At 49.3% G+C, this 22,730-nt stretch carries 21 protein-coding genes; 20 read left to right on the forward strand and 1 reads right to left on the reverse strand.

The window, feature by feature from the left end; translation table 11 throughout:
* Positions 1 to 87: 87 nt before the first annotated feature.
* From CGZ75_RS25490 to CGZ75_RS22495, 13 genes are all read left to right on the forward strand, one after another.
* Positions 88 to 237 (forward strand): hypothetical protein, encoded by a 150-nt coding sequence (locus tag CGZ75_RS25490; RefSeq protein WP_172832758.1) that lies wholly within the window; start codon positions 88 to 90, stop codon positions 235 to 237.
* Positions 238 to 265: 28 nt separating this feature from the next.
* Entirely contained in the window at positions 266 to 412 is a 147-nt protein-coding gene (locus CGZ75_RS25495) for a hypothetical protein (RefSeq protein WP_176444977.1), read from the forward strand.
* Entirely contained in the window at positions 409 to 834 is a 426-nt protein-coding gene (locus CGZ75_RS22445) for a hypothetical protein (protein ID WP_089526478.1), read from the forward strand. Before CGZ75_RS25495 ends, CGZ75_RS22445 begins: the two co-directional genes overlap by 4 nt.
* Positions 835 to 934: 100 nt before the next feature.
* Complete coding sequence (locus tag CGZ75_RS22450; RefSeq protein WP_089526479.1) at positions 935 to 1,423, forward strand: hypothetical protein; 489 nt, start codon at positions 935 to 937, stop codon at positions 1,421 to 1,423.
* Positions 1,424 to 1,677: 254 nt separating this feature from the next.
* Positions 1,678 to 2,061, forward strand: coding sequence for an ATPase (locus CGZ75_RS22455; RefSeq protein ID WP_089526480.1), 384 nt, complete (start codon positions 1,678 to 1,680; stop codon positions 2,059 to 2,061).
* A 59-nt stretch (positions 2,062 to 2,120) separates the two neighbouring features.
* Positions 2,121 to 2,831 carry a metal-dependent hydrolase gene (locus CGZ75_RS22460; RefSeq protein WP_089526481.1) on the forward strand — a complete coding sequence of 237 codons (711 nt, stop codon included), beginning with the start codon at positions 2,121 to 2,123 and terminating at the stop codon, positions 2,829 to 2,831.
* A gap of 244 nt (positions 2,832 to 3,075) precedes the next feature.
* Positions 3,076 to 3,363 carry an Asp-tRNA(Asn)/Glu-tRNA(Gln) amidotransferase subunit GatC gene (gene gatC / locus CGZ75_RS22465; RefSeq protein WP_089526482.1) on the forward strand — a complete coding sequence of 96 codons (288 nt, stop codon included), beginning with the start codon at positions 3,076 to 3,078 and terminating at the stop codon, positions 3,361 to 3,363.
* Positions 3,364 to 3,391: 28 nt separating this feature from the next.
* Positions 3,392 to 4,840 carry an Asp-tRNA(Asn)/Glu-tRNA(Gln) amidotransferase subunit GatA gene (gatA, locus tag CGZ75_RS22470; protein WP_089526483.1) on the forward strand — a complete coding sequence of 483 codons (1,449 nt, stop codon included), beginning with the start codon at positions 3,392 to 3,394 and terminating at the stop codon, positions 4,838 to 4,840.
* Positions 4,841 to 4,876: 36 nt separating this feature from the next.
* The gene (gene gatB / locus CGZ75_RS22475) at positions 4,877 to 6,319 is read left to right on the forward strand and encodes an Asp-tRNA(Asn)/Glu-tRNA(Gln) amidotransferase subunit GatB (protein ID WP_089526484.1); all 1,443 of its coding nucleotides are present in this window, start codon (positions 4,877 to 4,879) and stop codon (positions 6,317 to 6,319) included.
* A gap of 184 nt (positions 6,320 to 6,503) precedes the next feature.
* Positions 6,504 to 7,229 carry an MgtC/SapB family protein gene (locus CGZ75_RS22480; protein ID WP_089526485.1) on the forward strand — a complete coding sequence of 242 codons (726 nt, stop codon included), beginning with the start codon at positions 6,504 to 6,506 and terminating at the stop codon, positions 7,227 to 7,229.
* A complete protein-coding gene (locus tag CGZ75_RS22485; protein ID WP_089526486.1) occupies positions 7,226 to 9,214 on the forward strand; it encodes a DUF4097 family beta strand repeat-containing protein in 1,989 nt (662 codons plus the stop codon). Before CGZ75_RS22480 ends, CGZ75_RS22485 begins: the two co-directional genes overlap by 4 nt.
* A gap of 104 nt (positions 9,215 to 9,318) precedes the next feature.
* On the forward strand, positions 9,319 to 9,756 hold the full coding sequence (gene perR, locus CGZ75_RS22490) for a peroxide-responsive transcriptional repressor PerR (RefSeq protein WP_089526487.1): 438 nt from the start codon (positions 9,319 to 9,321) through the stop codon (positions 9,754 to 9,756).
* A 126-nt stretch (positions 9,757 to 9,882) separates the two neighbouring features.
* Positions 9,883 to 11,610, forward strand: a complete 1,728-nt coding sequence (locus CGZ75_RS22495; RefSeq protein WP_089526488.1) for a glycosyl hydrolase family 18 protein — start codon at positions 9,883 to 9,885, stop codon at positions 11,608 to 11,610.
* A 112-nt stretch (positions 11,611 to 11,722) separates the two neighbouring features.
* Here the strand turns inward: CGZ75_RS22495 and CGZ75_RS22500 are convergent, their stop codons facing one another.
* Positions 11,723 to 12,118, reverse strand: coding sequence for a YgzB family protein (locus CGZ75_RS22500; protein WP_089526489.1), 396 nt, complete (start codon positions 12,116 to 12,118; stop codon positions 11,723 to 11,725).
* Between the two features lie 147 nt (positions 12,119 to 12,265).
* On the opposite strand from CGZ75_RS22500, the gene CGZ75_RS22505 reads away from it, so the two are divergent.
* The 7 genes from CGZ75_RS22505 to CGZ75_RS22535 all read left to right on the forward strand — a co-directional run bounded on the left by CGZ75_RS22505 (position 12,266) and on the right by CGZ75_RS22535 (position 22,692).
* On the forward strand, positions 12,266 to 13,138 hold the full coding sequence (locus CGZ75_RS22505) for a nucleotidyltransferase-like protein (protein WP_176444978.1): 873 nt from the start codon (positions 12,266 to 12,268) through the stop codon (positions 13,136 to 13,138).
* A 485-nt stretch (positions 13,139 to 13,623) separates the two neighbouring features.
* The gene (locus CGZ75_RS22510) at positions 13,624 to 14,631 is read left to right on the forward strand and encodes a LacI family DNA-binding transcriptional regulator (RefSeq protein ID WP_176444979.1); all 1,008 of its coding nucleotides are present in this window, start codon (positions 13,624 to 13,626) and stop codon (positions 14,629 to 14,631) included.
* 307 nt (positions 14,632 to 14,938) lie between these two features.
* The gene (locus CGZ75_RS22515) at positions 14,939 to 16,723 is read left to right on the forward strand and encodes a right-handed parallel beta-helix repeat-containing protein (RefSeq protein WP_176444980.1); all 1,785 of its coding nucleotides are present in this window, start codon (positions 14,939 to 14,941) and stop codon (positions 16,721 to 16,723) included.
* A gap of 66 nt (positions 16,724 to 16,789) precedes the next feature.
* Complete coding sequence (locus tag CGZ75_RS22520; protein ID WP_089526493.1) at positions 16,790 to 17,911, forward strand: ABC transporter ATP-binding protein; 1,122 nt, start codon at positions 16,790 to 16,792, stop codon at positions 17,909 to 17,911.
* 19 nt (positions 17,912 to 17,930) lie between these two features.
* The gene (locus tag CGZ75_RS22525) at positions 17,931 to 20,858 is read left to right on the forward strand and encodes an extracellular solute-binding protein (RefSeq protein ID WP_089526494.1); all 2,928 of its coding nucleotides are present in this window, start codon (positions 17,931 to 17,933) and stop codon (positions 20,856 to 20,858) included.
* Positions 20,858 to 21,817, forward strand: a complete 960-nt coding sequence (locus CGZ75_RS22530; protein ID WP_245851054.1) for a carbohydrate ABC transporter permease — start codon at positions 20,858 to 20,860, stop codon at positions 21,815 to 21,817. Before CGZ75_RS22525 ends, CGZ75_RS22530 begins: the two co-directional genes overlap by 1 nt.
* Before the next feature lie 2 nt (positions 21,818 to 21,819).
* Positions 21,820 to 22,692, forward strand: coding sequence for a carbohydrate ABC transporter permease (locus tag CGZ75_RS22535; protein WP_245851056.1), 873 nt, complete (start codon positions 21,820 to 21,822; stop codon positions 22,690 to 22,692).
* Positions 22,693 to 22,730: the final 38 nt, after the last annotated feature.

The raw sequence follows: 22,730 nt of genomic DNA on the forward strand, positions 1-22,730 counted from the left end.
CAATACCTCTTCAAATGTCGAAGTTGAAATACTGCGAATTAGCGAGAAAACAGGAGAAAACATTACTTTATAGTGGGAGGTGAAAGCATGCGCAACATATTGGTGACAGTTATGATGATCGTCGTAATGCTGGTACTTTTTAATACGATCGTTGCTGACAACGCAACCGGCACTCGGTCCCGAATTCAAGGTCAAGGCAACACGGCGAATACTCAAATCGGTAACTTAGTCCCTTAAACGGGCCAAAGGAAGGAGTAGTGATCAAGTGAAGGAGATACTGGCTTCGCTGCTGCTGCTCATAGCTGTTGTAGTCCTTTATTTATCGGTTGCCGAAGGGCCGGAAGGTACAAAGGCTGGGCTTCAAGGATATGGAAGCGCCCTGTCCAACAATATACGGGGAACGGATCCTTGAAACAGATTCTCGTGTTCGTGTTGTTTGCATCTATGTTCTGCTGGATGATGTTCTCCCCGGTATATAAACATGTTCTCATCATGCGCGAAGCTATGCTGCAGAAGGAAGTGGATTATCTGCTTGAGGTCGGGGCAAGCGCCAGTCGAGGATACATCGACGAGGTAATGCTCCAGCAGTCTCGGGAGCGGCTTGCGAGCATTGGCATGAGGCGAGACTCTATCCAATTCACGGTCAGCTCTACGAGCGGGCTTCCAGCAGGCAATTCCAGCGCGCCGCTGCTCCGTGGAACCGGCCTCAGACTGACGGCAAGTTACCCGTATGAAGGACTGTTTCAGATCGATCGTTTGATTGGCATTCCGGTTCCGGATGCGGCTCAGCTCATTACGGTTGGCGGTCTCAAGATGAGCGAATATGTTCCTTAAAGATATGGGCGTAAGGTAATACAACAGCGATCGGAAGAAGAATGGTTCGTGCTTAGCCGTAATATTTCTAAGTTGAACTTATGTGAAAGGGGGCCGCACAATGTACAAGCTGCTCTGGGGCCTGCTTATGTGCGGTCTTTGGCTGTACGCTCAAGCAGCGCAGACGGATGAGGAACGCGCGGTACGCATCCTGTTCGAGGCAAAACACGCCGTCAACCGTGCCGCGCATGCTGCCGCTCAGCAGCTTGACGAACGCGAGCTTGCGGATGGGAGGTTCGTGCTCGACGAGCGCAGAGCATTGGAGGAAGCAACAGCTTACTTGCAGGATAATTTGCGGCTGGATGAGCAGGGCAACCCACTCCCTGGTTCACGACTGAGGCAACAGGTGACGGTTGATGCTTGGCATGTGGTGGGCAGAAACGAAAGCTTCCCCTATACGTACCAAAACAGTGAATTCAATTATGAGGTGACGCTGGATCGCCCCGGCGTCATTCTTATTATCCATGTCATCCATCCTCGTGCCTTCTCCGTCATGGAGCCGATTGAATGGCATATCAAAGGGGCAGCACAGCTTGTGCTTCCAAGCTGATAATGCCAAGATTGAATGGGGGCATCATGGCAAGAATATACTTAAGAGAGAGTATGACTTCCTTTAAGAAGGTGGTTTTTTCATGATTAATCATAAGCTAAACATTATTCAACAAATGGTCGAGGGCTTCTATTAATTTGACCGTTGAGATTCTACTAATTCATCTGAATGGGAAGAGCCCAACCTAAAGTTTGCTAAGCAGACTATCATCTAGTACAATTTTTACTAGAGCTGTTAGGGGAGGGCGATTGACGATGTTGAAGCTCGGAGATAAAGTCATGATTGTGTCCGATCAGTATGAGCAGAATCTTCCTGTCGGGGAGTATGGATATATAATTGCGTATGATCGCAATGCGGATAATGTGTTTGACTATGTTGTGCGAGTACCGGCTGAGAACCGGAATTTTCTTGTGCCGGGTGATGACGTCGAGCTGGAAGAGATTTTGATGCGGCTTGAGGTTGACCGTATTGAACGCGAGGCGCTTATTGATTTTGCCTTGGCGACCCACAACGAGGAATTATTTTACTGGATTATGAAAGGAGATACCGCTGAACCGCAGGAGGAAGAGATTGCCTCCAAGGAGGTTCAGAGCCGGGAGGATTTTATCCGGCAGGTTAATCTCAAGGCGTGGATCTGATTTAATCTCAGTCGGATGGAGCATTACAAAGACGTATAATCGATGAGAAAGGGTGTGGCATGATGGAAGTTGTTTTTCATGGTCAATCCTGTGTTGGTATTACGCTTGATAATGGCAAGTCTCTACTGATAGATCCGTTCCTTAGCGGCAATCCGCTTGCCAAGACGAGTGCTGAAGAGGTTTCTGCAGATTATATTCTGCTGACTCACGCCCATCAGGACCACATCCTGGATGCGGCAGCGATATCGAAGCGTACAGGAGCACCGATCGTAGCTATTCCGGAGCTGGCTGCCTATATGTCCTGGCAGGGAGCCAAAACGATTGAAATGAATATGGGAGGCACGGTGGATCTTGGCTTTGCCAAGGCGACGATGATTCCGGCCTTCCATAGCTCGGGCATCGTAATTGCCGAAGAACAGCGGATTATTTATGGCGGCATGCCGGCTGGTTTCGTGATTGAAGTCGAGGGAGTTAAGTTTCTGCATGCTGGAGACACATGTTTGTTCTCAGACATGGCTTTGATCGGACGCAGGCACAAGCTGGATGTAGCCTTCATCCCTATTGGCGATCATTATACGATGGGCCCGGAAGATGCTCTGCAAGCTGCTGAATGGTACGGTGCAGGGCTGGTTGTGCCGGTTCATTATGATACATTCCCGCCGATTCAGCAGGATGCTGGAGCATTTGTGGCCAAGCTCCAGGAGCTTGGCATCCGCGGTCAGGTTGTCGAGCCGGGCAGCAAGGTAAACCTTTCCTTTTTGGAACGATAGGTAATTACGTCTTTATTTCATCTATTTCAGCCTGTTAAGCTGTTATTACAGCATCGCCACCAGCAGGTGGCACGGTCGCCGGACTTCGCTCCGGCGGCTTTTTTATTTTTGAACAAATTGGTTTACTTGTTTAGCGCTGTGCATTGAGAATGTTGTTCAAATCAAGGTATAATACATGGAATGACTCAAGAGTATAGTCAACAAATCAACAGTGAATCGACTTTAGGCAAGGGGGAATAGAGCAATGAGCATCGGCATGAAGGATGTCGAGCATGTAGCCAATCTAGCGCGTCTTGAACTGAGCGTGGATGAGAAGGAACAGTTCGTCGGCCAGCTGAACGCGATTCTCAAATATGCGGAGAAGCTGGGCGAGCTGGATACGGATGGCGTAGAGCCTACCAGCCATGTGCTTCCGGTGACGAACGTAATGCGGGAGGATGTCGTCAAGGAATCCTTATCCAATGAGGCTGCCTTGTTGAACGCCCCGGATGACGAGGATGGACAGTTCAAGGTGCCGGCTGTACTTGAATAGCGCACAAGATTGAAAGGAGGAACTGCGGTTGGCTTTATTTGATATGCGGTTGCAGGATTTACATAACGAGCTCGCTTCCGGCAAGCTGTCGGCGGCTGAGCTGACCGAGGCGTCCTACAAGCGGATTGCCGAGACGGATGAGCGTATCGGTGCTTTTCTGACCTTGAACGAGGAAGGGGCGCGAGCGAGAGCGGCTGAGCTTGATCGCTCCGGCGCGGAGAAGGGACTTCTTCACGCGATGCCTGCGGGAATCAAGGACAATATTGTTACTAAGGGCTTGCGCACGACTTGCGCCAGCCAGTTTCTAACTAATTACAATCCGATTTACGACGCGACTGCGGCCGGCAAGCTGAATGCCGCTGGCGCCGTAACGATCGGCAAGCTGAACATGGATGAATTCGCGATGGGCGGCTCCAACGAGAACTCCAGTTTCAGACCGGTTCGTAATCCATGGAACACGGATTATGTACCTGGTGGCTCAAGCGGTGGATCAGCCGCCGCTGTTGCGGCAGGACAGGTCTATTTTGCTCTAGGATCCGACACCGGCGGTTCGATCCGCCAGCCCGCATCCTATTGCGGCGTCGTTGGATTGAAACCGACTTACGGCCTCGTGTCCCGCTTCGGTCTCGTGGCGTTCGCATCCTCGCTTGATGCGATTGGCCCGCTCACCAAAAATGTCGAGGATTCCGCCTATGTGCTACAGGCAATTGCCGGCCATGACGGGATGGATTCCACCTCTGCAGAGGTAGCCATTCCGGATTATGTCAGCTCGCTGACTGGTGATGTCGCTGGTATGCACATTGGTGTTCCGAAGGAATACATGGGCCAAGGCATTGATCCTAAGGTTAAGGAATCTGTATTGGCTGCGCTAAAGGTGTTCGAGAGCCTCGGCGCGACTTGGGAGGAAGTATCCCTGCCGCATACAGAATACGCGGTGGCGGCGTACTACCTGCTGGCCTCTTCGGAAGCCTCCTCCAACCTGGCTCGCTTTGATGGTGTACGGTATGGCGTGCGAGCAGACAATCCGGACAATTTGCTGGACCTGTATCGCAAATCTCGCAGTCAGGGTTTTGGCCAGGAGGTCAAGCGTCGCATTATGCTGGGGACCTATGCTTTGAGTTCCGGCTACTATGATGCTTATTATCTTAAAGCCCAGAAGGTTCGCACGCTGATCAAGCGCGACTTCGACCAGGCATTCGAGAAATTTGATCTGCTGCTCGGACCAACGGCTCCGACGCCTGCCTTCCGTATTGGAGAGCAGATCGGCGATCCGCTAACGATGTATCTGAACGATATCGTGACGATTCCGGTCAGTCTTGCCGGCGTTCCGGCGATCAGCGTCCCTTGCGGCTTCGTGGACGGCCTACCGGTCGGTCTGCAACTGATCGGCAAAGCTTTTGATGAAGCAACAGTGCTGCGCGCGGCGCATGCCTATGAACAGAACACGGATCACCATAAGGCGCGCCCGCAGCTGTAGAGCGCCCGTATCACGCAAGCAGGAGGAGCTTAAGCCATGACGCAATTCAATACCTACGAGACGGTCATCGGGCTTGAAGTGCACGTAGAGCTTCACACGGCCAGCAAAATCTTCTGCGGCTGCTCGACGTCCTTCGGCGCCCCGCCGAATACTCATACTTGCCCCATCTGTCTGGGACACCCCGGCGTTCTGCCGGTGCTCAATCGACAGGCGGTCGACTATGCCATGAAAGCAGCGATGGCACTAAACTGTACAGTCGCTGACGTGAGCAAGTTCGACCGTAAAAACTATTTTTATCCGGATTCACCAAAGGCGTACCAAATCTCGCAATTCGATCAGCCGATCGGCGAGAATGGCTGGATCGACATTGAGGTGAACGGTGAGACGAAGCGGATCGGCATTACCCGCCTCCATCTGGAGGAAGATGCCGGCAAACTGACACATGTCGAGGGCGGCTTTGCCTCTCTCGTTGATTTCAATCGTGTTGGCACACCTCTCATCGAGATCGTATCCGAACCGGATTTGCGCTCCCCGGAGGAGACTAAGGCCTATCTGGAGAAGCTGCGCGCTATTATGCAGTATTGCGATGTATCCGATGTGAAGATGGAGGAAGGCAGCCTGCGCTGTGACGCCAACGTCAGCTTGCGTCCGTGGGGCCAGGAAAAACTGGGCACTCGTGCAGAGCTCAAGAACATGAACTCCTTCCGGGGTGTACAGCGTGGACTCGAGTACGAGCAACTTCGTCAGGCCGACATCCTCGACGCTAACGGTACAGTTGTGCAGGAAACTCGTCGCTGGGATGACGCACAAGGCAAAACCTTTGCTATGCGCGGCAAGGAAGAATCGCATGACTATCGCTATTTCCCTGATCCAGACCTGGTTCGGCTGTTTATTGACAGCGAGTGGAAAGAGCGCGTTCGTGCTTCTATTCCGGAGCTTCCGGATGCACGTCAAGCTCGCTATTCGGCGGAATATGGTTTGCCGGCTTATGATGCTGCGGTAATCACTTCCTCCAAAAAGCTTGCGGATTTCTTTGAGGAGAGCCTGGTTTACACCAAGGATGCTAAGGCGGTTGCCAACTGGATCATGGGTGATTTACTCGCTTATCTGAATCAAAACAACAAGGAAATCGACGCTGTTAGCATTACCGGCCAAGGGCTTGGCGAGATGATCGGTCTGCTGGAAAAAGGCACGATCAGTGGCAAGATCGCCAAAACCGTCTTTAAGGAGATGCTGGAGAGCGGCAAGCTACCACAGCAGATCGTTGAGGAGCAGGGTCTGGTGCAAATCAGCGACGAAGGCGCCATCAAGGGCATCGTCGAGAAAGTTGTTGCCGCCAACCCACAATCGGTTGAGGATTACAGGGCGGGCAAGGAGAAGGCAATTGGTTTCCTCGTCGGCCAAGTGATGAAGGAGTCCCGTGGCAAAGCCAATCCGGGTCTCGCCAACAAACTGTTAGTCGATTATTTGAACGCTTGATCGGCCGATTAGTAATCAGCTGCCGCCCTCTCGGCCAGGGAGGGCGGCTTTTTACTTATAAATTATTCATTTATCAATATTAACTGCAATTTATCCGTAGAAATTGAGCTGCTTGCATACATTGGGATACTGGGCATACAGAGGTGCAGCCACATTATACATCGTGAGGGGACGGAATCATTCCATGAACAACGCGTTGAGCACTATTGCCCATGACAGTCCGTGGTACATCAATGAATGGGAATTGTTATTGAGACTGTTTTTGGCTGTACTGTTAGGTGGTTTAGTCGGATTTGAAAGGGAGCAATCCAATCATGCCGCCGGCCTTCGGACAAATATCCTTGTGTGCCTAGGCTCTTGCCTGCTGATGCTGCTGTCAATTTACGGATTCGCTCAGTTTGTCAACGAAACGAATGTGCGTTTGGACCCTGCTCGTCTTGCTGCTCAAGTCATTACTGGTATCGGTTTCTTAGGAGCAGGTACTATTCTATTTACGGGCAAGTCGATTACCGGCCTCACCACTGCGGCCTCTTTATGGGTTGTATCAGCGATTGGTCTATCGGTCGGCGCAGGCTTTCTTCTTCCGGCAATAGCGGTTACAGTGCTAGTGCTGCTAGTATTGGTCGTGCTCAATAAGCTGGAGAAAAAGTTCAGCAACGGCAAAAAAGAGCATTTCATCAAAGTGCTGGCCGATGAGAAAGAGACGTTGCTTCTAGCCGTAAGTGCGCTGCTTACGGAGCAGGGAATTATAATGCGCAAGCTGTCGCTGCAGGAATATGGTGATCGAGAGCTGGAGCGCTCCAGAGTAATGCTGCTCTTGTACGTCAGTTTTCCCAAACAGGATAAGCTGATACCATTGCTCGAAAAAATCAAATCATTGGAGGGCGTACATGCTGTGAGTGTTGAATGAGCGAGAAAACACAACTGAAAAGCCGCAAGCTGTCAGCTCTGTTTGCCGCTCTGTTACCGGGTGGTGGACATCTTTATCTGGGCTGGTATGGCCGCGGATTGATGTTACTGCTGCTGGTGCTGCTGGATTTGGCTGCGCTCGTCCGCTTCTCGGATTCCACGAGCGGTAGTCGAGCGCTGCTTCTCCTGTACTTGGGCTACGCGCTGCCTGCGATGTACTTTTTCAGCGTGTTTGATGCTTTAGAAATCTCTACCCGCAACAAACATACCGGTTCCAATCGAGATTCGGCTGGACAGTTCACGCCAATGCATAGCATGCTGCTCGTTGCAGGTGGCATCCTGCTGTTCTTTTTAATCCGTCCAACTGCTGCCGTACAGCCTCGTCTTGACTGGATCGGCGACATGGCTTCCGGAGTTGTATTACTTGTTTTTGCGGTATGGTTCGGAATTAAGAGGAAGGCTGGCCTATTTCGACTTGGTCGCTTCAGCGCAGCCGTTATCCTGGCGGTCTGCGGAACGCTTTTGCTATGGGATCAGGTCAAAGAGCGCAATGATATCGGACTCATGTTGGATTGGTGGCCGCTCTTGTTTGTGTTGGCGGGGCTTGAGATGCTGCTTTTTCAGCTATTGGAGAAAAAGAATCCCGGTCGACGCCTGCTTGCGGGCATTGGATCTCTTCTAACCGCATTTATTTTTGTGAGCTCTGCCTATCTGGTTACACAGTATGGTGGACTTCCGTTTCGCTGGCTAGATCAGTACGCCGGTCGAACGAACCTTGAGAATCTTTCTGAAGAAAAAGGCTTTCGGTTTGCTCAGGAGCCGCTTGAGCTCTCCCTAGAAGAGCCGATTACGAGCGTTGTCATCGACAATCCTAATGGTGATGTGACGGTGCAAGCCTCGTCCGATCCCGAATTCAAGAGCGTTATCGTGGAGGCTAAGTTATGGGTCGATACGGAGTTGCAATCGGAAGCGGACACCGTAAAGGAAAAATCCAAGCTTAAGCTCAGTTCCGACGGTAAGCTTGAACTTACGGCTCAAGGTATGCCTTATGGAGCCAATGGTTCGCGTTTACCGAGGTACAATCTGGTTGTCACTTTGCCAGCCGATTTGGCGGCTTCGCTTCGAGCGCCGCTCCCGTCTTCCTTGGGGACAGCACCTCTATCACTCTATCCTGGAATGCCGCCAGCTGCTATGTCTCAAATTGATGCGGTCCCTGAATCAACGCCCCCTCCGCAAGAAATCCAGCAGTCTGCATTATCAGCCGCTAACGCTGCTAATTCGGACAGCCTGACCACAAATTCTACTACAAGTCCGCAGCCAAGCTCTTCCTTGTCTCCCGAACCATCGGGGACTCCAGGACCAGAGGCGGTTAAGCTGCTGCTTAATGCCGGTAACGGTAGAGTTATTCTGTCAGGGCTGACTGCGGAGGGTGGTATGACCCTAAAAAATAGGAATGGCTCCATTGAGTTGCGTGATCTGAAGGGGAATGTGGAAGCCGACACGAGCAGCGGTAATATTTCTGCTGAGCGTCTTGTAGGAGATGTACAGCTGTCTGCTCGAGACGGAGGCATCAATGTTTCACGGATTGAAGGCGGAATCAGCGCGTATACTAGTAATGGAAACCTGGATATAGCCGACATTGTCGGTGAAGCGATTCTGGAAACAAAGAATGGCTATATTCATGTGGAACAGGTTGCAAAAAGTCTTCAGGCAGACACGCTTAATGGTGAAATTCGTATTCGCAGCTCTAAGGTCGGAGGCAACTGGAATATAGACAGTTCCATCGGTGAAGTGGATCTTTCTATTCCGACGACAGCTTCATTTGAAGTTGACGGCGCTGTCACCTTCGGTACTATTACCACAGAGCTTCCGCTTAAGGTGACCAAAAAAACCATTGAAGGTATTATCGGCCTCGGTACTCATCAAATCCGTGTTGATGCCAACAGCGATATCTCGATTTTTGCTTTTCCTTCGCTGCCAGGTTAATTCCATCCATTGGTTCGCCTTTTTCGTTGACAAAACGTAAAGGTCGTGAGTACAATAGAACTATTATAAGGTAATCAATACTATAAGGAAGGCGTGATTCGGGAATGGGAGCCAGCGTAGAACAGGCTTTAGAGCAGCTGAAATCAAGCGGCGTCCGCATGACCCCGCAGCGTCACGCGATTCTTGGATTTCTGATGAACTCAATGACTCATCCAACGGCGGATGAGATCTATAAAGCGTTATCACCCGATTTCCCAAGTATGAGCGTCGCAACGATCTACAATAATCTTCGACTCTTCGTAGAAGCCGGGTTAGTGCGTGAGCTGACTTACGGGGATGATTCCAGTCGGTTTGACGCGAATCTATCGGATCACTATCATGCTATTTGCAAGACATGCGGGGAGATTGTGGACTTTGATTATCCGCCTCTTATGGAAGTTGAGCGGGCTGCTTCCAAGGTAACGGGATTCCGGGTTGAAGGTCATCGAATGGAAATTTACGGAGTATGTACAAAGTGCGGAGTCAGCTCGCATCACAATTAAACCTGAGGAAGCGAAGCTTCCCCAGGTTTTTTTGCATTTTTTTGCCGATAGATTAATAGAATGCAAGAAGGAAACTTTATCAAGTGCTGACTCGTCTTAACAGTGACAATAAAAGGAGCGTGACTCATGAACAGGGGCAACTCCTACGGTGGCCGGCGCCGTAGAAGCGGATTGGGACGACTGCTGGGATTTTGCGTCATCATTGGAATTATTGCCGGTGCATGGGCGGCTTACACGAAGCTTATGCCAAGTAAAGAATACGCAAAGCCTGAGTATGGGACAGAAAATCCCATTTTTTATAAGGGTAAATATTTGAATTCTGGTGCAGTGCTTGCTGAGAAGGAGATGCTGCTGCCTTTAGAAGCCGTTACCAAGGTGCTCGGAAGTAAACTCCCGGTCTGGTATGAGGAGCAGACGCAATCGATTATCCTCACCAGCAATACCAAAGTATTGCGCATGAAGGAGGACGAGCTGCAGGCCAAACTTGGCAACAAGCCGGTCCAACTGACAGCCGCACCAAAAGAGCTTAACGGCCGAATCTACATCCCGCTTGCGTCGCTTTCTTCGCTTTTTGGAATCCAGGCATCGGTAGCAGAAGTTTCCGGCAATGTGACTCTTATCAAGGCAGGGGACAAGCTAAAGAAGGCGGAGCCGGCGGAGAGGGAAGTTTATATACGTTCCGAGCCGTCCATTCGTAGACCCTATGTCGAGCTTGCTGGGACGAGCGGCAAGTTCACGGTATGGGAAGAGCTTGATGGCTGGTACAGGGTACAGGGACCGTCAGGCAACAGTGGTTACGTGCGCAAGGATGAATTGCGACTGACGGGCGATGAAACGATCGAGCCTATGAAGGAAGAGAAGCCTAAGCTTCCCTGGAAAGCAGGCCGGAAAGTCAATATGACTTGGGATGCAGTGTACAGCAAGCGGCTTGATCCATCCCAATATTCCGCCATGGAAGGCGTAAATGTCGTAAGTCCAACATGGTTCGAGCTTAGTGATGGCAGCGGACAGATTCACAGCAAAGCGGATGCCAATTACGCCGCTTGGGCTCGCGGAAAAGGCATTCAGATCTGGGCATTGTTCAGCAATGGATTCGATCCTGATCGTACAACTGAGGCGCTCGCGAATGTCGAGACGCGCTTCTCTATGATCCAGCAGTTGCTCGATTATGCGAAGTTGTACAAGCTGCAAGGAATCAACATCGATTTTGAAAATGTCCGGACAGCCGACAAGGAAAATCTAGTACAGTTTGTTCGCGAGCTGTCGCCTCTGCTTCACGATGCGGGGCTTATTGTATCCATCGATGTGACGCCCAAATCCAACAGTGAGCTTTGGTCGCTCTTTTTGGATCGTGAAGCTCTCATACAGAGCGTAGATTACATGATGTTGATGGCTTATGACGAGCATTGGGCATCGAGTCCTAAAGCCGGTTCCGTGGCATCCTTGCCTTGGGTGGAGAAATCTATCGTTCGACTGCTAGAGGAAGATAATGTTTCTGCCTCCAAACTCGTCCTGAGTATGCCTTTGTATACTAGAATATGGAGTGAAAAGGCTACAGAGGACCAGAGTATCAAGGTTAGTTCTAAGTCAGTTGGCATGAACCGGGTTCGGGAGATTATCACCAACCGTAAGCTGAAGCCGGTCTATGATGAGGCGACCAAACAGAACTATGTGGAATATGTGGAGGCTGAGGGCATCACGAACCGGATCTGGATCGAAGATGCTGTCTCCATCAAGTCGCGGGTTGATCTTGTTCATAGATACGACTTGGCTGGCGTAGCAACTTGGGCGCGCTCTTTCCAGACGGATAGCATATGGCCCGTAATCCATAAACAGTTGAATTCTGCTACTTAGAATTTTCGCACAAAAAAGCCGCTCCTCCAGCTTCAGTTACCTGAAGCTGGAGGAGCGGCTTTTGGTATTCAATGGGAAAGAAAATCGGCGAAGCATTGTTTCTGACAACATCTCAGACTTGAGAAGAAGGCGCTTCCGGTTTGGCAGGCGAGGCAGTGATGGGATCGGATTCTCCAACACCTTCGGTGGCCTGGTCGACATCAAGTGTTAAAATCGTCCGGCAATACATGCAGCGATCAGTACGTCCAAGAATTTTAGTCTGGCGTCCGCATTCCGGACAGATCAACATAACGGCGCTGGTTGAGAGCATACCGGCCCAGAAGTAAATGCCGACGCTGATCAGCAGAGCAATCATACCGATAACCATAAATATACCAGCAAATATTTTACCGGTTTGGCCCCAGAAAACGATTCCTGCTGTGCCTAAAATCATAACGCCCATTCCTACCAGGATCAGAACTAGGCCCCACAAACGAAATTCGTTGATTTTACTAGACTTTAGTAGCATTTTTTGCAACAATCCCTTCGCGAATATAGGACTCAGTCCCGATTTCTTGTAGCCTAGGAAGGAAACGGCCTGCATTTGTCGAAATAAAACCTATAGAATAATATTATAGCGGAAACATCCAGTGGAAGCTATATGGGGGATAACGTTGTGGAAATTTTGAACAAACAGGTCTCCAGCTTGATACAGCATAAAGAAGGCGTAATCGGCCTTTTGGCCGTAAAGGATCCTTATCCTTTTCAGCGGCAGCTGGACGGTCTGGACATGCTTCTTCTGGTGATCAGCGATGAAGCCTGCGATCCCTCCATTGAGCATCGGCGTATGGATGGCCAGCATGTCATGATTCAGCGTGTTACCCGTGACCTTCTTTTACATTGGATATCGAACAGTCGGCATAAGGATGTCATGGAATGGATTTTACGCGGTGATATCGTTTACGACCCAGAGGAAATGATCCAACGGTTGAAGGCGGATATGCGCATCTATTCCGACGAGCTAATGAAGCGTAAGCTGCTGGTAGAGTATAGCCAATTCCTCCATTCCTACTTGCTAGCCAAGCAGAATCTGGAAGATGGGTTCTTGCTGGATGCCCATAACCATATTGTTCGAACGCTTATTCATTACGCTCATTTGGAGCTGATTGAGGCGGGACAGCATCCAGAACCATTAGTTTGGCGCCAGATGAGACGATTCCATCCCGGTATTTATAAGCTGTATGAGGAATTGTCTGCGAGTCCGGAGACGTTGGAGCAGCGGATTAAGCTAGTTCTTTTAGCTTGCGAATTTTCGATTATGAGCAAGATGAAATCTAGCTGCGGACTTATTTTTCAGATCATGGAGTCTTGCGATGAGCCCTGGAGCATTTCCGAGCTTTCTCATCATTGTACACTCTCGGATTTACCGATAGACCTTTCTTTGCTTCTGCAAAAGAACGTTCAGCGAGGTTATCTTCGCGAGGTCGCGGTCTTGTCTCGCTCAATCGAGGCGGAAGCCCTCGAACTTCGTTACAAGCTTCCTCGGTAATCGTCCTTCCTGCCGTTCCACGTTAACTCCAACCGGAAAGCATCCGGCTAGCAGGTCTCCCTGCGGCGGATGCTTTTTTTACATTTCGCAGATTCATCGATATACTTGTATTTATACATTCCGCCAAACAATTGGAAAACAAAGTAAGTAAATTCGATAAACAGAAGAGATTCATTGAGAATTAGATTAATTGACAAGTAAGATATCTCAATTTGAATGAGTTTAAATCGATTATGATCCGGATTGAGTTATTAACTTTTTGATAAGATAAGAACAATAGTGAGTAAGTTGAGCGAGCCGTTAGAGTCAAGTCGTATTCAATGGATCGGCATGCTCTTATTTCCTTAACTAGTAAAATAAAATCGGACTATTTTATAAAATTCTAGATTAATTTAAGTATAATTATTGATTTTTAAACCTGAAATAAAGTAAAGTGGATGAATGAACGATTCTGCGGTAGACAGGTTGAATCGAGGAGGATAAGTATGGTCACGTTAAAAGATATCGCTAAGAAGACAAATTTATCGGTTACAACCGTATCCCGCGTCGTCAACTTTAACGATACAAGCGTTTGCAGCGAAGAAACGCAGAAATTGATTTGGTCGCTTGTTGAAAGTATGAATTATAAAGTTAAGGGCAAAAAAAGTGTTGCGGCGGAGAAGCCGCAAACTGCCTATAAGCTTGCCTACGTACTTGGGCTTTCATCCTATGCTTCTCAAGGCTCTTACGGTTACCATATCATAAAGGGGATTGAGTCGGAGGCAGTGAAAAAAGGCATTCCCATCGCATTCAATTGCCTAGATCTGGATCTTTATAAACCATCCGAATTATGCGACAAGCTGGAGGAATTGGGCGTCGATGCGATTATTTGGGTGGCTGGTACCAACCCCGACTATTTCAATAAGCTTAAAAGTAAGAACATACAGGTGACGATTGCTGGAATCGAGCCCAAGCTCATTCCCGATTACGTCGACTACGTCGGCATCGATTTTTACGCGGATACGCTGGGCTGGCTGAAAACGAAGCTGGTGAGCCGTTTTGAGAAAACGGCATTTATCGGATCTAAGACCAGCTCCAGATTCCAGGCTTTTGTCGATGCGCACAAGTTGCTCGGCAAAGAGCTTCGGCCGGAATTCATCATTGAACATGAGGATTGGGAAATTGAATCGGCAAAATCCGCCATGACGGCATTTTTGGAACGCTCGGAGGAGCTGCCGGAGGCGGTGTTTGCAGCAAGTGACCTTATCGCCATCGGCTCGATGCATGCTTTCCGGGAAAAGGGAATTCAACTGCCGGAGCAGGTCAAAATACTTGGCTTCGACAACAATGAAATGGGAGGTTATTTATCACCGGGTCTGACGACAATCAGTGTGCCAACCTTTGAAATCGGCGTTATGGCGGTTCAGGCCGCAATTTCCAAGCTGAGGGAGGAGCGAGAGTTCCCGATCCGCTATATTTTGCCGACGAATTACGTAGAACGGCAATCGTTATAAGCCCCATACTGAATAAGGGCGCCGCTGAGCTAAGCCGGCGCTTTGGCCATCGGCTCGAGGAACGTTATTCCTTGAGCCGATGGCCTTTTTAGTTTGAGCAAGGATTTGGCCAGTATGATATCTCGTCTAGAAAAATTACTAGTTGACGTTTAAATTAAACTAAATTACACTAGAAACAATTCAATTAATTAAATCTAATTTATACGTTAATATCAGCATGGTGATGGGATTATACGAGATAGAAAACCCATGTTATAGCTTCCGAAGACATCGGATGAAGAGAGATTTTGCGATCGGAGAGATGATTGTGTCTATTGTCAACATACAGGACTTTGGCGTAAAGCCGGATCAAGAAAGGGATGCAACCGTCGCTGTATTCAGGGCGATTGAGAGCTGCAGAGAGCTGGAACGGCCTACGCTGCTGTTTCCCAAGGGACGTTATCATTTCTGGCCGAACAAAGCAGTAGAAAAGCAGTACTTTATTCCGAACCACGATCAGGACAAAAACCGTAGAATCGCTTTTCCGTTGTTCAAAATGAAAGGGCTTACGATTGACGGCCAAGGCTCCGAATTCATCTTTCATGGCTTGACGTTACCCTTTGTACTGGACGGCTGCCACGACATTACAGTAAAAAATGCCAGTATCGACTGGGAACGACCGATTCTTTCTCAAGGAGAAGTAATTGAGGTAGGGGATGGGACATTTGATGTTGAAATACCAAAAGAATACCCTTATGAAGTTGTCGACGGCAATCTGATTTTTCTAGGCGAGGGCTGGACGGAGCCATGCAAAGGCATCATAGAAATGGATTCATCGACGAGAAGCCCCGCTTATGGAACCGGAGATTACTTGAATTACGGCAGCTACCTGAAGTTCCGGGTGGAAGAACTGGCTCCTGGCAGAATTCGTTACCATGGAGCTGGTGAGCAGATGCCGGGAATTGGTAATGCGCTTATTTTCCAGTGCGGCTACAGGGATTGTCCGGGGGTATTCATCAACAACAGCACCGAGATTGAGCTAGCTTCCATCAATATGTACCATACAATCGGCATGGGAGTTATCGCGCAGCGCAGCGAAAACATTACGTTGAACGCGTTTAACGTCATGATTAAGCCGGGCTCGGGACGGCTGTTCTCCACAGCAGCTGATGCAACCCACTTTGTATACTGCCGGGGGACCATTTTGCTGGAAGGTTGCCTGTTCGAGAACCAGATGGATGATCCACTCAATGTTCACGGCATTTATACTCCGATAGCGGAACGGGTGAACGAGAATACGATTATGATCCAACTGGTGCATTCACAGCAAAGAGGTGCTCTGGTAGCAAGTCCTGGTGAAACGGTAAGGTTTTTGAATCGGAAATCGCTGCTGCCTTTCGAGCTAGGGGTTGTGAAGGAAGTAAAAATGCTTAACCCGGAATATAGCCTGGTCACTTTCACCCAGAAGCTTCCGGAGTCGGTCGGAGCCGAGGATCTGCTCGAGAACATATCATGGAGGGCCGATCTGACCGTCCGCAAATGCATAGCCAGAGCTAATCGGGCGAGAGGCTTTCTGATTACGACTGCAGGTAAAGTGCTGGTGGAGCAAAATGTTTTCAGTTCGGCGGGAGCCGGTATCAAAATATCAGGAGACGGCAACTATTGGTACGAATCCAGCGCTGTTCAGGATATCATGATCCGCAACAATACGTTCCAGGATTGCAATTACTGCTATCCGCAATGGGGGCAGGCGGCGATCGACATCGATCCGGAGATCAAGCCTGATCCTCCGCACGAGGACTGTTATCACGCCAACATTCGCATCGAGGGCAACCGTTTCATCACATTCCATCCGACACTTGTCAACGCAAACTCGGTGGACGGTATCGTTTTCACGGGCAATACAGTGGAGCGCTCGGAGCGCTATCCGGCTACCGTCTCATCGATGAGCACACTATCGTTCCGCAACTGTAAAAATATTATTATTGAAAACAACGATTTCTTGGAGGATCAACAGCAAGGGACGATCGGATCGGAGACGATTGATCTGCGCAACAACTATGCGTCGTTAATGTTAGATGAGCTATGGAAAGAAAAAGGAATAGCTTTCTAAATTAAGGAGCAAAAATGAGAGCGTATTCCCAAGGATGACTTAACAGGAAAGTGAAGGTGAGTCATAATGGCGAGTGTTTCGTTTCGTAACGTCTACAAATATTACAAATCCGAAAAGGAACCTTCCGTAAAGGACTTCCAGCTCGAGATCGCAGACGGGGAATTCCTGGTCTTGGTCGGCCCTTCCGGCTGCGGAAAAACGACTACGCTGCGCATGCTTTCGGGGCTGGAGGAAGTTTCAAAAGGCGATATTTATATCGGCAGCCGCTTCATCAACTATGTATCGCCGAAAGACAGGGATATCGCTATGGTATTCCAGAATTATGCCTTGTACCCGAACCTTTCCGTCTACGAAAATATGGCGCTTGGCTTGAAGCTCCGCAAGGTGGCGAAGCATGAAATTGAGCTGAGGGTCAAGCGGGCGGCGCGTATCCTAGAAATTACGAATCATTTGGAGAAAAAGCCAAGCCAGCTATCCGGCGGACAAAAGCAGCGCGTCGCTCTGGGCAGGGCAATCGTACGGGAACCGGCGGTGTTTCTGATGGATGAACCACTGTCTAATCTGGATGCTAAGCTTAGAGCCCAGACGCGTGCGGAGCTGATCAAGATGCATGGAACGCTGAAAACAACGACCGTTTACGTTACGCATGATCAGACAGAAGCTTTGACGATGGGAACTCGAATTGTCGTTATGAAGGATGGACTCATCCAACAGGTGGATAAGCCTGCGGTCGTCTATTCCAACCCTAACAATATGTTCGTCGCTGGATTTATTGGTTCACCTGCCATGAACTTCATTAAAGGCGCCATTACAGAAAGTTCGGACGAATTCTTCTTCGAGAACAAGCGGATGCGCATGCGAATTCCGGAGTCCTACTATCCTTACATCCGCAAATTAAATCCGAATAATCTGCGTTCCATCGTGCTTGGCCTGCGCCCTGAACATGTCATCAGCGAAAGAGCGGAGGTTAACAACTTCTCGGAATGGAAAGTAAACGCTCTAATCGAGATTAAAGAGCTGATGGGCGCGGATACGTTCCTGTATTTGAAATTAGGCGAGGAGCAGGTCATTTCCCGAATCGTTGAAGCCAGCGAAGAATATATGCCGGAAGAAAAGTTGGAAGTCGCGCTGCAAATGGATAAAGCGCATTTCTTTGACGAGACGACCGGAAATTCGATCTGCCGCTAGATGGAACGGAGGCATTCTCATGAAATATCGTAAGCCCCTAATATATTTAGCGATTGTTGCCGTCATTGCAGGGTACTATGGGATTAAAGCCGTTACCGATAAAAACGCCTTTATGGCAGTTTCAGCGGATAACGTGAAGACGCCCCAGAAGAACGAGCAAGGCATCCCGTACTATCAGTCTCTGCTTCGCGAAAATGCGGCATCCGGCAAAAAAAGCTACGCTGGACAGCCGATCGAAATACCGGCGACGGCCTATACGCGAGTTACCGGTGATGCAAAAACCGAGAAAGTAAAGGACGCGGAGTCTGGAGCGGAAATTCTGGATTGGAAAAATGCAAGCGGCGCCGTAGAATGGGAGGTCGACATTCCGGAGGACGGCCTTTACAATCTTGAGGTCCTATACCAATCGGGAAGTGAAAGCAGCGTATCGATCAATTACGGACTTAAAATAGACGGGAAAGCCCCGTTTTTTGAAACCGGTATCATAGAATTTGTGAAGTATTGGCGGGATAAAACCTTTCCTTACAACAAAGATGTGCTCGGAAATGAAATCCGTTCCCAACAAGAGCAGATTCCAGGCTGGAAGTCGATGGTCTATTCCGATTTCAGCGTTTCTTCCAAGCCGCTGGAGTTTTTCATGACAAAAGGCAAACATACCGTCCGTTTCGAGGCTCAAAACGAGCCAATGCTCTGGAAAACAATTCGTTTCATTGCTCCTGCTCAAATTCCAACGTACGCGGAATATTTGAAAAGCACAGAGGCAAAAGATTCAGGTAAATCCTGGTTCACTAAAATCGAGGCGGAGCGCTACATACAGAAATCTCATACCTCCGTCCAGACAGGCAGCCGTAATGAGGCCTATGTGTCCCCAGACCCTGCCGGAAGAATGAAGTACAACGTTATAGACGGAGAGCGCTGGAAAAAGCCCGGCGAGTGGATTGAATGGGAGTTTGAAGTGCCGGAGACCGGCATGTATGAGATTGACGTGAAGTATTTCCAGCGTTATCAAGGCAACACCAACGTATACCGTACGATTATGATCGACGGCAAAGTTCCATTCAGCGACTTGCTTCACTACACCTTCCCCTACAACAAGAGACTGGACATTTACACCCTTCAAGATGCGGAAGGAAAGCCGTACCAGTTCCAACTGGAAAAAGGCAAACACGTCATACGAATGACTGCGGATGCATCGGGGGTCAACAGTCCATACCTTTCCCTTAGCGCTACGATTGACGATATTTACGAGCTTGAGAGAGAAGTCCGGAAAGTTACTGGAGATTACGGTGCCAACAGCGGTGACAGCACCCGCACCTGGGATCTGGAAAACTATATCCCGGATATTCAGCCGCGGCTCCAATCGATCAGAGACAGGCTCGACACAATTACTAAATATTTGACTGGATTAAATCAGAACACTTCGACAGCTACGAACACGATTAAAACCGGCATTTCTATTGTTGATGACATGTTAACTGACGTTGATAAAATTCCCAATTCGCTGAGATCTTTCCCGGATTTAGAGTCCAAGCTTGGGGCATGGTTCGATTCCTACAACCTGCAAAGCATGACCGTTGATTTTCTGGTCGTGCGCGAGCCGGGTACAAGGGCTAAGTTTAAAGAGTCCAGCGCAGTGGCCCAGGTTCCGTATATGGCGAACAATTTCCTCCGCACTTTTTATCAAAAATACAATACCCGTGAGTTCAGTGAAAAGGAGAGCCTGGAAGTTTGGATCGGCCGCAGCAGGGACTACGCCAATCTGCTTCAGGAGATGATCAACCAGGACTTCACAGAGAAGTATGGAATCAAGGTCAACGTCAATTTGATGCCTGATCCGAACGCTCTGCTGCTGAGCAATGCAGGTGGCGACCAGCCGGATGTTGCGCTTGGAGTCGTGCAGGATACTCCGGTCGAATATGGGATGCGTAAAGCGGCGGTGGACTTAAAGCAGTTCAGTGATTATGAAGAAATTGCAAAGCGTTTTCATCCAGGCGGAATGCGTTCCTTCCAATATAATCAGGGCGTATACGCACTGCCGGAGACGCAGGTTTTCCATCTGATGTTTTATCGGAAGAGCGTCCTGGAACGGCTCGGGGAAGAAGTGCCACAAACTTGGGACGATGTGAAAAAGCTGCTTCCATCGCTGCAAGAAGCCGGCATGACTTTCTATTATCCCAATAAAGATTACACGCCGTTTTTCTATATGTATGGAACTGAGTTTTATACGAAGGATGGTCTTCGTCCCGGGTTTGATACGGATGCATCCTATGAAGCTTTCAAGCTATGGACGGAGCTGTTTACGAAGTATGGTCTTCCGAAAGACGTGCCTTCCTTCTTTAATCACTTCAAGCAAGGAGATATGCCGATCGGGGTAGCCGATTTCACCACTTACTTGCAGCTGCTCTCCTCGGCGCCAGAAATTCGCGGAGACTGGGCAATTGCGCCGATCCCGGGCGTTGAACGAGACGGCCAGGTCGAAAGATGGGCGCAAAACGTGCAGATGTCCTCGATGATTATGGAGAAAAGCAATAAAAAAGACGACGCCTGGACGTTCCTCAAATGGTGGACATCAGATGAGGTGCAGCGTCAATACGGCAGCAACATCGAATCCTATTTCGGAGTAGAGTTCCGCTGGAATACGGCAAACATGAATGCACTGGCGAGTATGCCTTGGTCGCCGGATCATCTGACTCCTATTCTGGAGCAAAATCGCTGGGTTAAAAATATACCCATCGTGCCAGGCGGTTACTTCCTCACCCGCGAGATGGACTTTGCTTGGAACCGGGTTGTCGTGAAAAAGGTTCCTCCTAAGGACTCGTTGGACACATCGATCAATTCACTCCGCCGGGAAATGGTTAGAAAGCAGCAAAATCTTGGAATCACATCGGATGAGAATTTGCATATTGAATCCGACACTCAGCCATACGATTGGGGGGCCTCTCGTTAATGAAACCGAATCTAACGACTAATCCCACGCGCATGGCGCCCGGATTCCCGCTGCAAAAAATGCTGTCGACATTATGGAGGCAGCGTCTATCTTTCATCTTTCTGGCTCCGTTTCTAATCTGTTTCACCCTGTTCATCCTTGTTCCGGTGTTTATGGCGATGTTTATGAGCTTCACTACGTACGACGGATTTCATACGCCTAAGTTTGTTGGTTTTGATAATTTTATTACGCTGATTACACAAGATCAGATTTTTATGAAATACGCTCTGCCCAACACAATCAAGTTTGCCTTTTTTGTCGGACCGGTCGGATATGCACTGACGTTTTTCCTAGCCTGGCTTATTTACCAGCTGCCCAAGAGCATCCGGGACATTGTCGCACTGGCGATTTATGCACCTTCCATGGTCGGGGGAATCGCGCTCACTGTTGTGTGGCAAGCGGCGTTCAGCGGAGACTACGTCGGTTATCTCAACAATTTTCTAATGAAGTTCGGCTTCATAAATGCCCCGATTTTGTGGCTGCAGTCGCCGGATTACTTCCTGAACATCATGATTGTGGTCACCGTATGGATGGGCTTCAACGTCGGGTTTCTGGCCATGCTGGCTGGCTTTGATACGGTCAACCGCGAGCTGTACGAGGCAGGCCGCATCGATGGTATAGCTAACCGCCTGCAGGAGATTTACTACATCACCGTTCCTTCGATGAAGCCGCAGATGTTGTTCAGCTCGGTCATGGCGATTGTCGGAACGCTGAAGGCTGGCGCGATTTCATCACAGCTCGCTGGCGGGCCGGTCAGCCCACAGTACTCCGGACATCTCATCCTAAACCACGTTGACGACTACGCTTTCCAAAGGTATGAGCTAGGTTACGCATCCATGGTATCCATCGTCCTGCTCGTCATCTCCTATTTTGCCATGAGACTCAGCTACCGCCTGTTTGGTCCGAAGGAAGGTGAATAGCTGTGGGAGCGATTATTTATCAGTTTAAAAAAATGAGCTGGTCGGAGATCGTGCTGCTGATCTCGCTGATGCTCATGGCGGCGTTTCTGTTTCTCCCCATTCTCTTTATTTTCAACCATGCGTTCAAGCCGTTCAGCGAATTGTTCAACTACCCGCCGACGTTTATCGTCCGGCAGCCGACGTTTCAGAATTTCAATGATCTTATTATGAAAACGTCGGCTGGCGCCGTGCCGTTCACCCGCTATGTGTTCAACAGCTTGATTGTCGTTGTATGTACGGTGTTTGCGGTTATTTTCACGAGTTTGCTGGCCGCATACGTGCTGTCGAAGCACAAGTTTTATTTCAAGTCGCTGGTTATGGGCGTTATTATGCTGTCTCTTATGTACGCGCCCGAGACGGTAGGCATTCCACGCTACCTTATCATCAGCTGGCTGGATATCAACAATACGTATTTTGGGCATATCCTGCCGTTTGTCGCCTCGCCGGTAGCCGTGTTTCTCATGAAGCAGTTCATTGACCAGATCCCGAACGATTTGATCGAAGCAGCCAAAATCGACGGTGCGACCGAGCTGCGGATTTTCGTGAAGCTCGTTCTGCCGCTGGCATTCCCGGCGGTCGCGACCATTGCGATCATTACGATTCAGGCCGTCTGGGGCGATACGCAGGCCTCCACCCTGTTCATGCAGGACGAGACGATGAAGACGCTGCCGTATTACATTTCGACTTTGGCTTCTGCTGGAACGGGCGGCAACACGATTGCCGGACAGGGAATTGCGGCGGCAGCTGGACTACTCATGTTTTTACCGAACTTGATTATTTTTCTTCTTTTCCAAAAAAGAATGATGGAAACGATGGTCCATTCCGGCGTGAAATGATGGCGGAGCGCAGCAAAAGCAAGTGGATCGGGAAGGAG

Source organism: Paenibacillus herberti (assembly GCF_002233675.1).
Classification (GTDB): domain Bacteria; phylum Bacillota; class Bacilli; order Paenibacillales; family Paenibacillaceae; genus Paenibacillus_O; species Paenibacillus_O herberti.

Bases quoted from the DNA above. Each gene is read 5' to 3' on its own strand.
- CGZ75_RS22485 (WP_089526486.1), top strand. From the start codon at position 7,226: ATGAGCGAGAAAACACAACTGAAAAGCCGCAAGCTGTCAGCTCTGTTT.
- CGZ75_RS22450 (WP_089526479.1), top strand. From the start codon at position 935: ATGTACAAGCTGCTCTGGGGCCTGCTTATGTGCGGTCTTTGGCTGTAC.
- gatB (WP_089526484.1), top strand. From the start codon at position 4,877: ATGACGCAATTCAATACCTACGAGACGGTCATCGGGCTTGAAGTGCAC.
- gatC (WP_089526482.1), top strand. From the start codon at position 3,076: ATGAGCATCGGCATGAAGGATGTCGAGCATGTAGCCAATCTAGCGCGT.
- CGZ75_RS22525 (WP_089526494.1), top strand. From the start codon at position 17,931: ATGAAATATCGTAAGCCCCTAATATATTTAGCGATTGTTGCCGTCATT.
- CGZ75_RS22520 (WP_089526493.1), top strand. From the start codon at position 16,790: ATGGCGAGTGTTTCGTTTCGTAACGTCTACAAATATTACAAATCCGAA.
- CGZ75_RS22455 (WP_089526480.1), top strand. From the start codon at position 1,678: ATGTTGAAGCTCGGAGATAAAGTCATGATTGTGTCCGATCAGTATGAG.
- CGZ75_RS25490 (WP_172832758.1), top strand. From the start codon at position 88: ATGCGCAACATATTGGTGACAGTTATGATGATCGTCGTAATGCTGGTA.
- CGZ75_RS22460 (WP_089526481.1), top strand. From the start codon at position 2,121: ATGATGGAAGTTGTTTTTCATGGTCAATCCTGTGTTGGTATTACGCTT.
- CGZ75_RS22495 (WP_089526488.1), top strand. From the start codon at position 9,883: ATGAACAGGGGCAACTCCTACGGTGGCCGGCGCCGTAGAAGCGGATTG.
- perR (WP_089526487.1), top strand. From the start codon at position 9,319: ATGGGAGCCAGCGTAGAACAGGCTTTAGAGCAGCTGAAATCAAGCGGC.
- CGZ75_RS22510 (WP_176444979.1), top strand. From the start codon at position 13,624: ATGGTCACGTTAAAAGATATCGCTAAGAAGACAAATTTATCGGTTACA.
- CGZ75_RS22500 (WP_089526489.1), bottom strand. From the start codon at position 12,118: ATGCTACTAAAGTCTAGTAAAATCAACGAATTTCGTTTGTGGGGCCTA.
- CGZ75_RS22480 (WP_089526485.1), top strand. From the start codon at position 6,504: ATGAACAACGCGTTGAGCACTATTGCCCATGACAGTCCGTGGTACATC.
- CGZ75_RS22530 (WP_245851054.1), top strand. From the start codon at position 20,858: ATGAAACCGAATCTAACGACTAATCCCACGCGCATGGCGCCCGGATTC.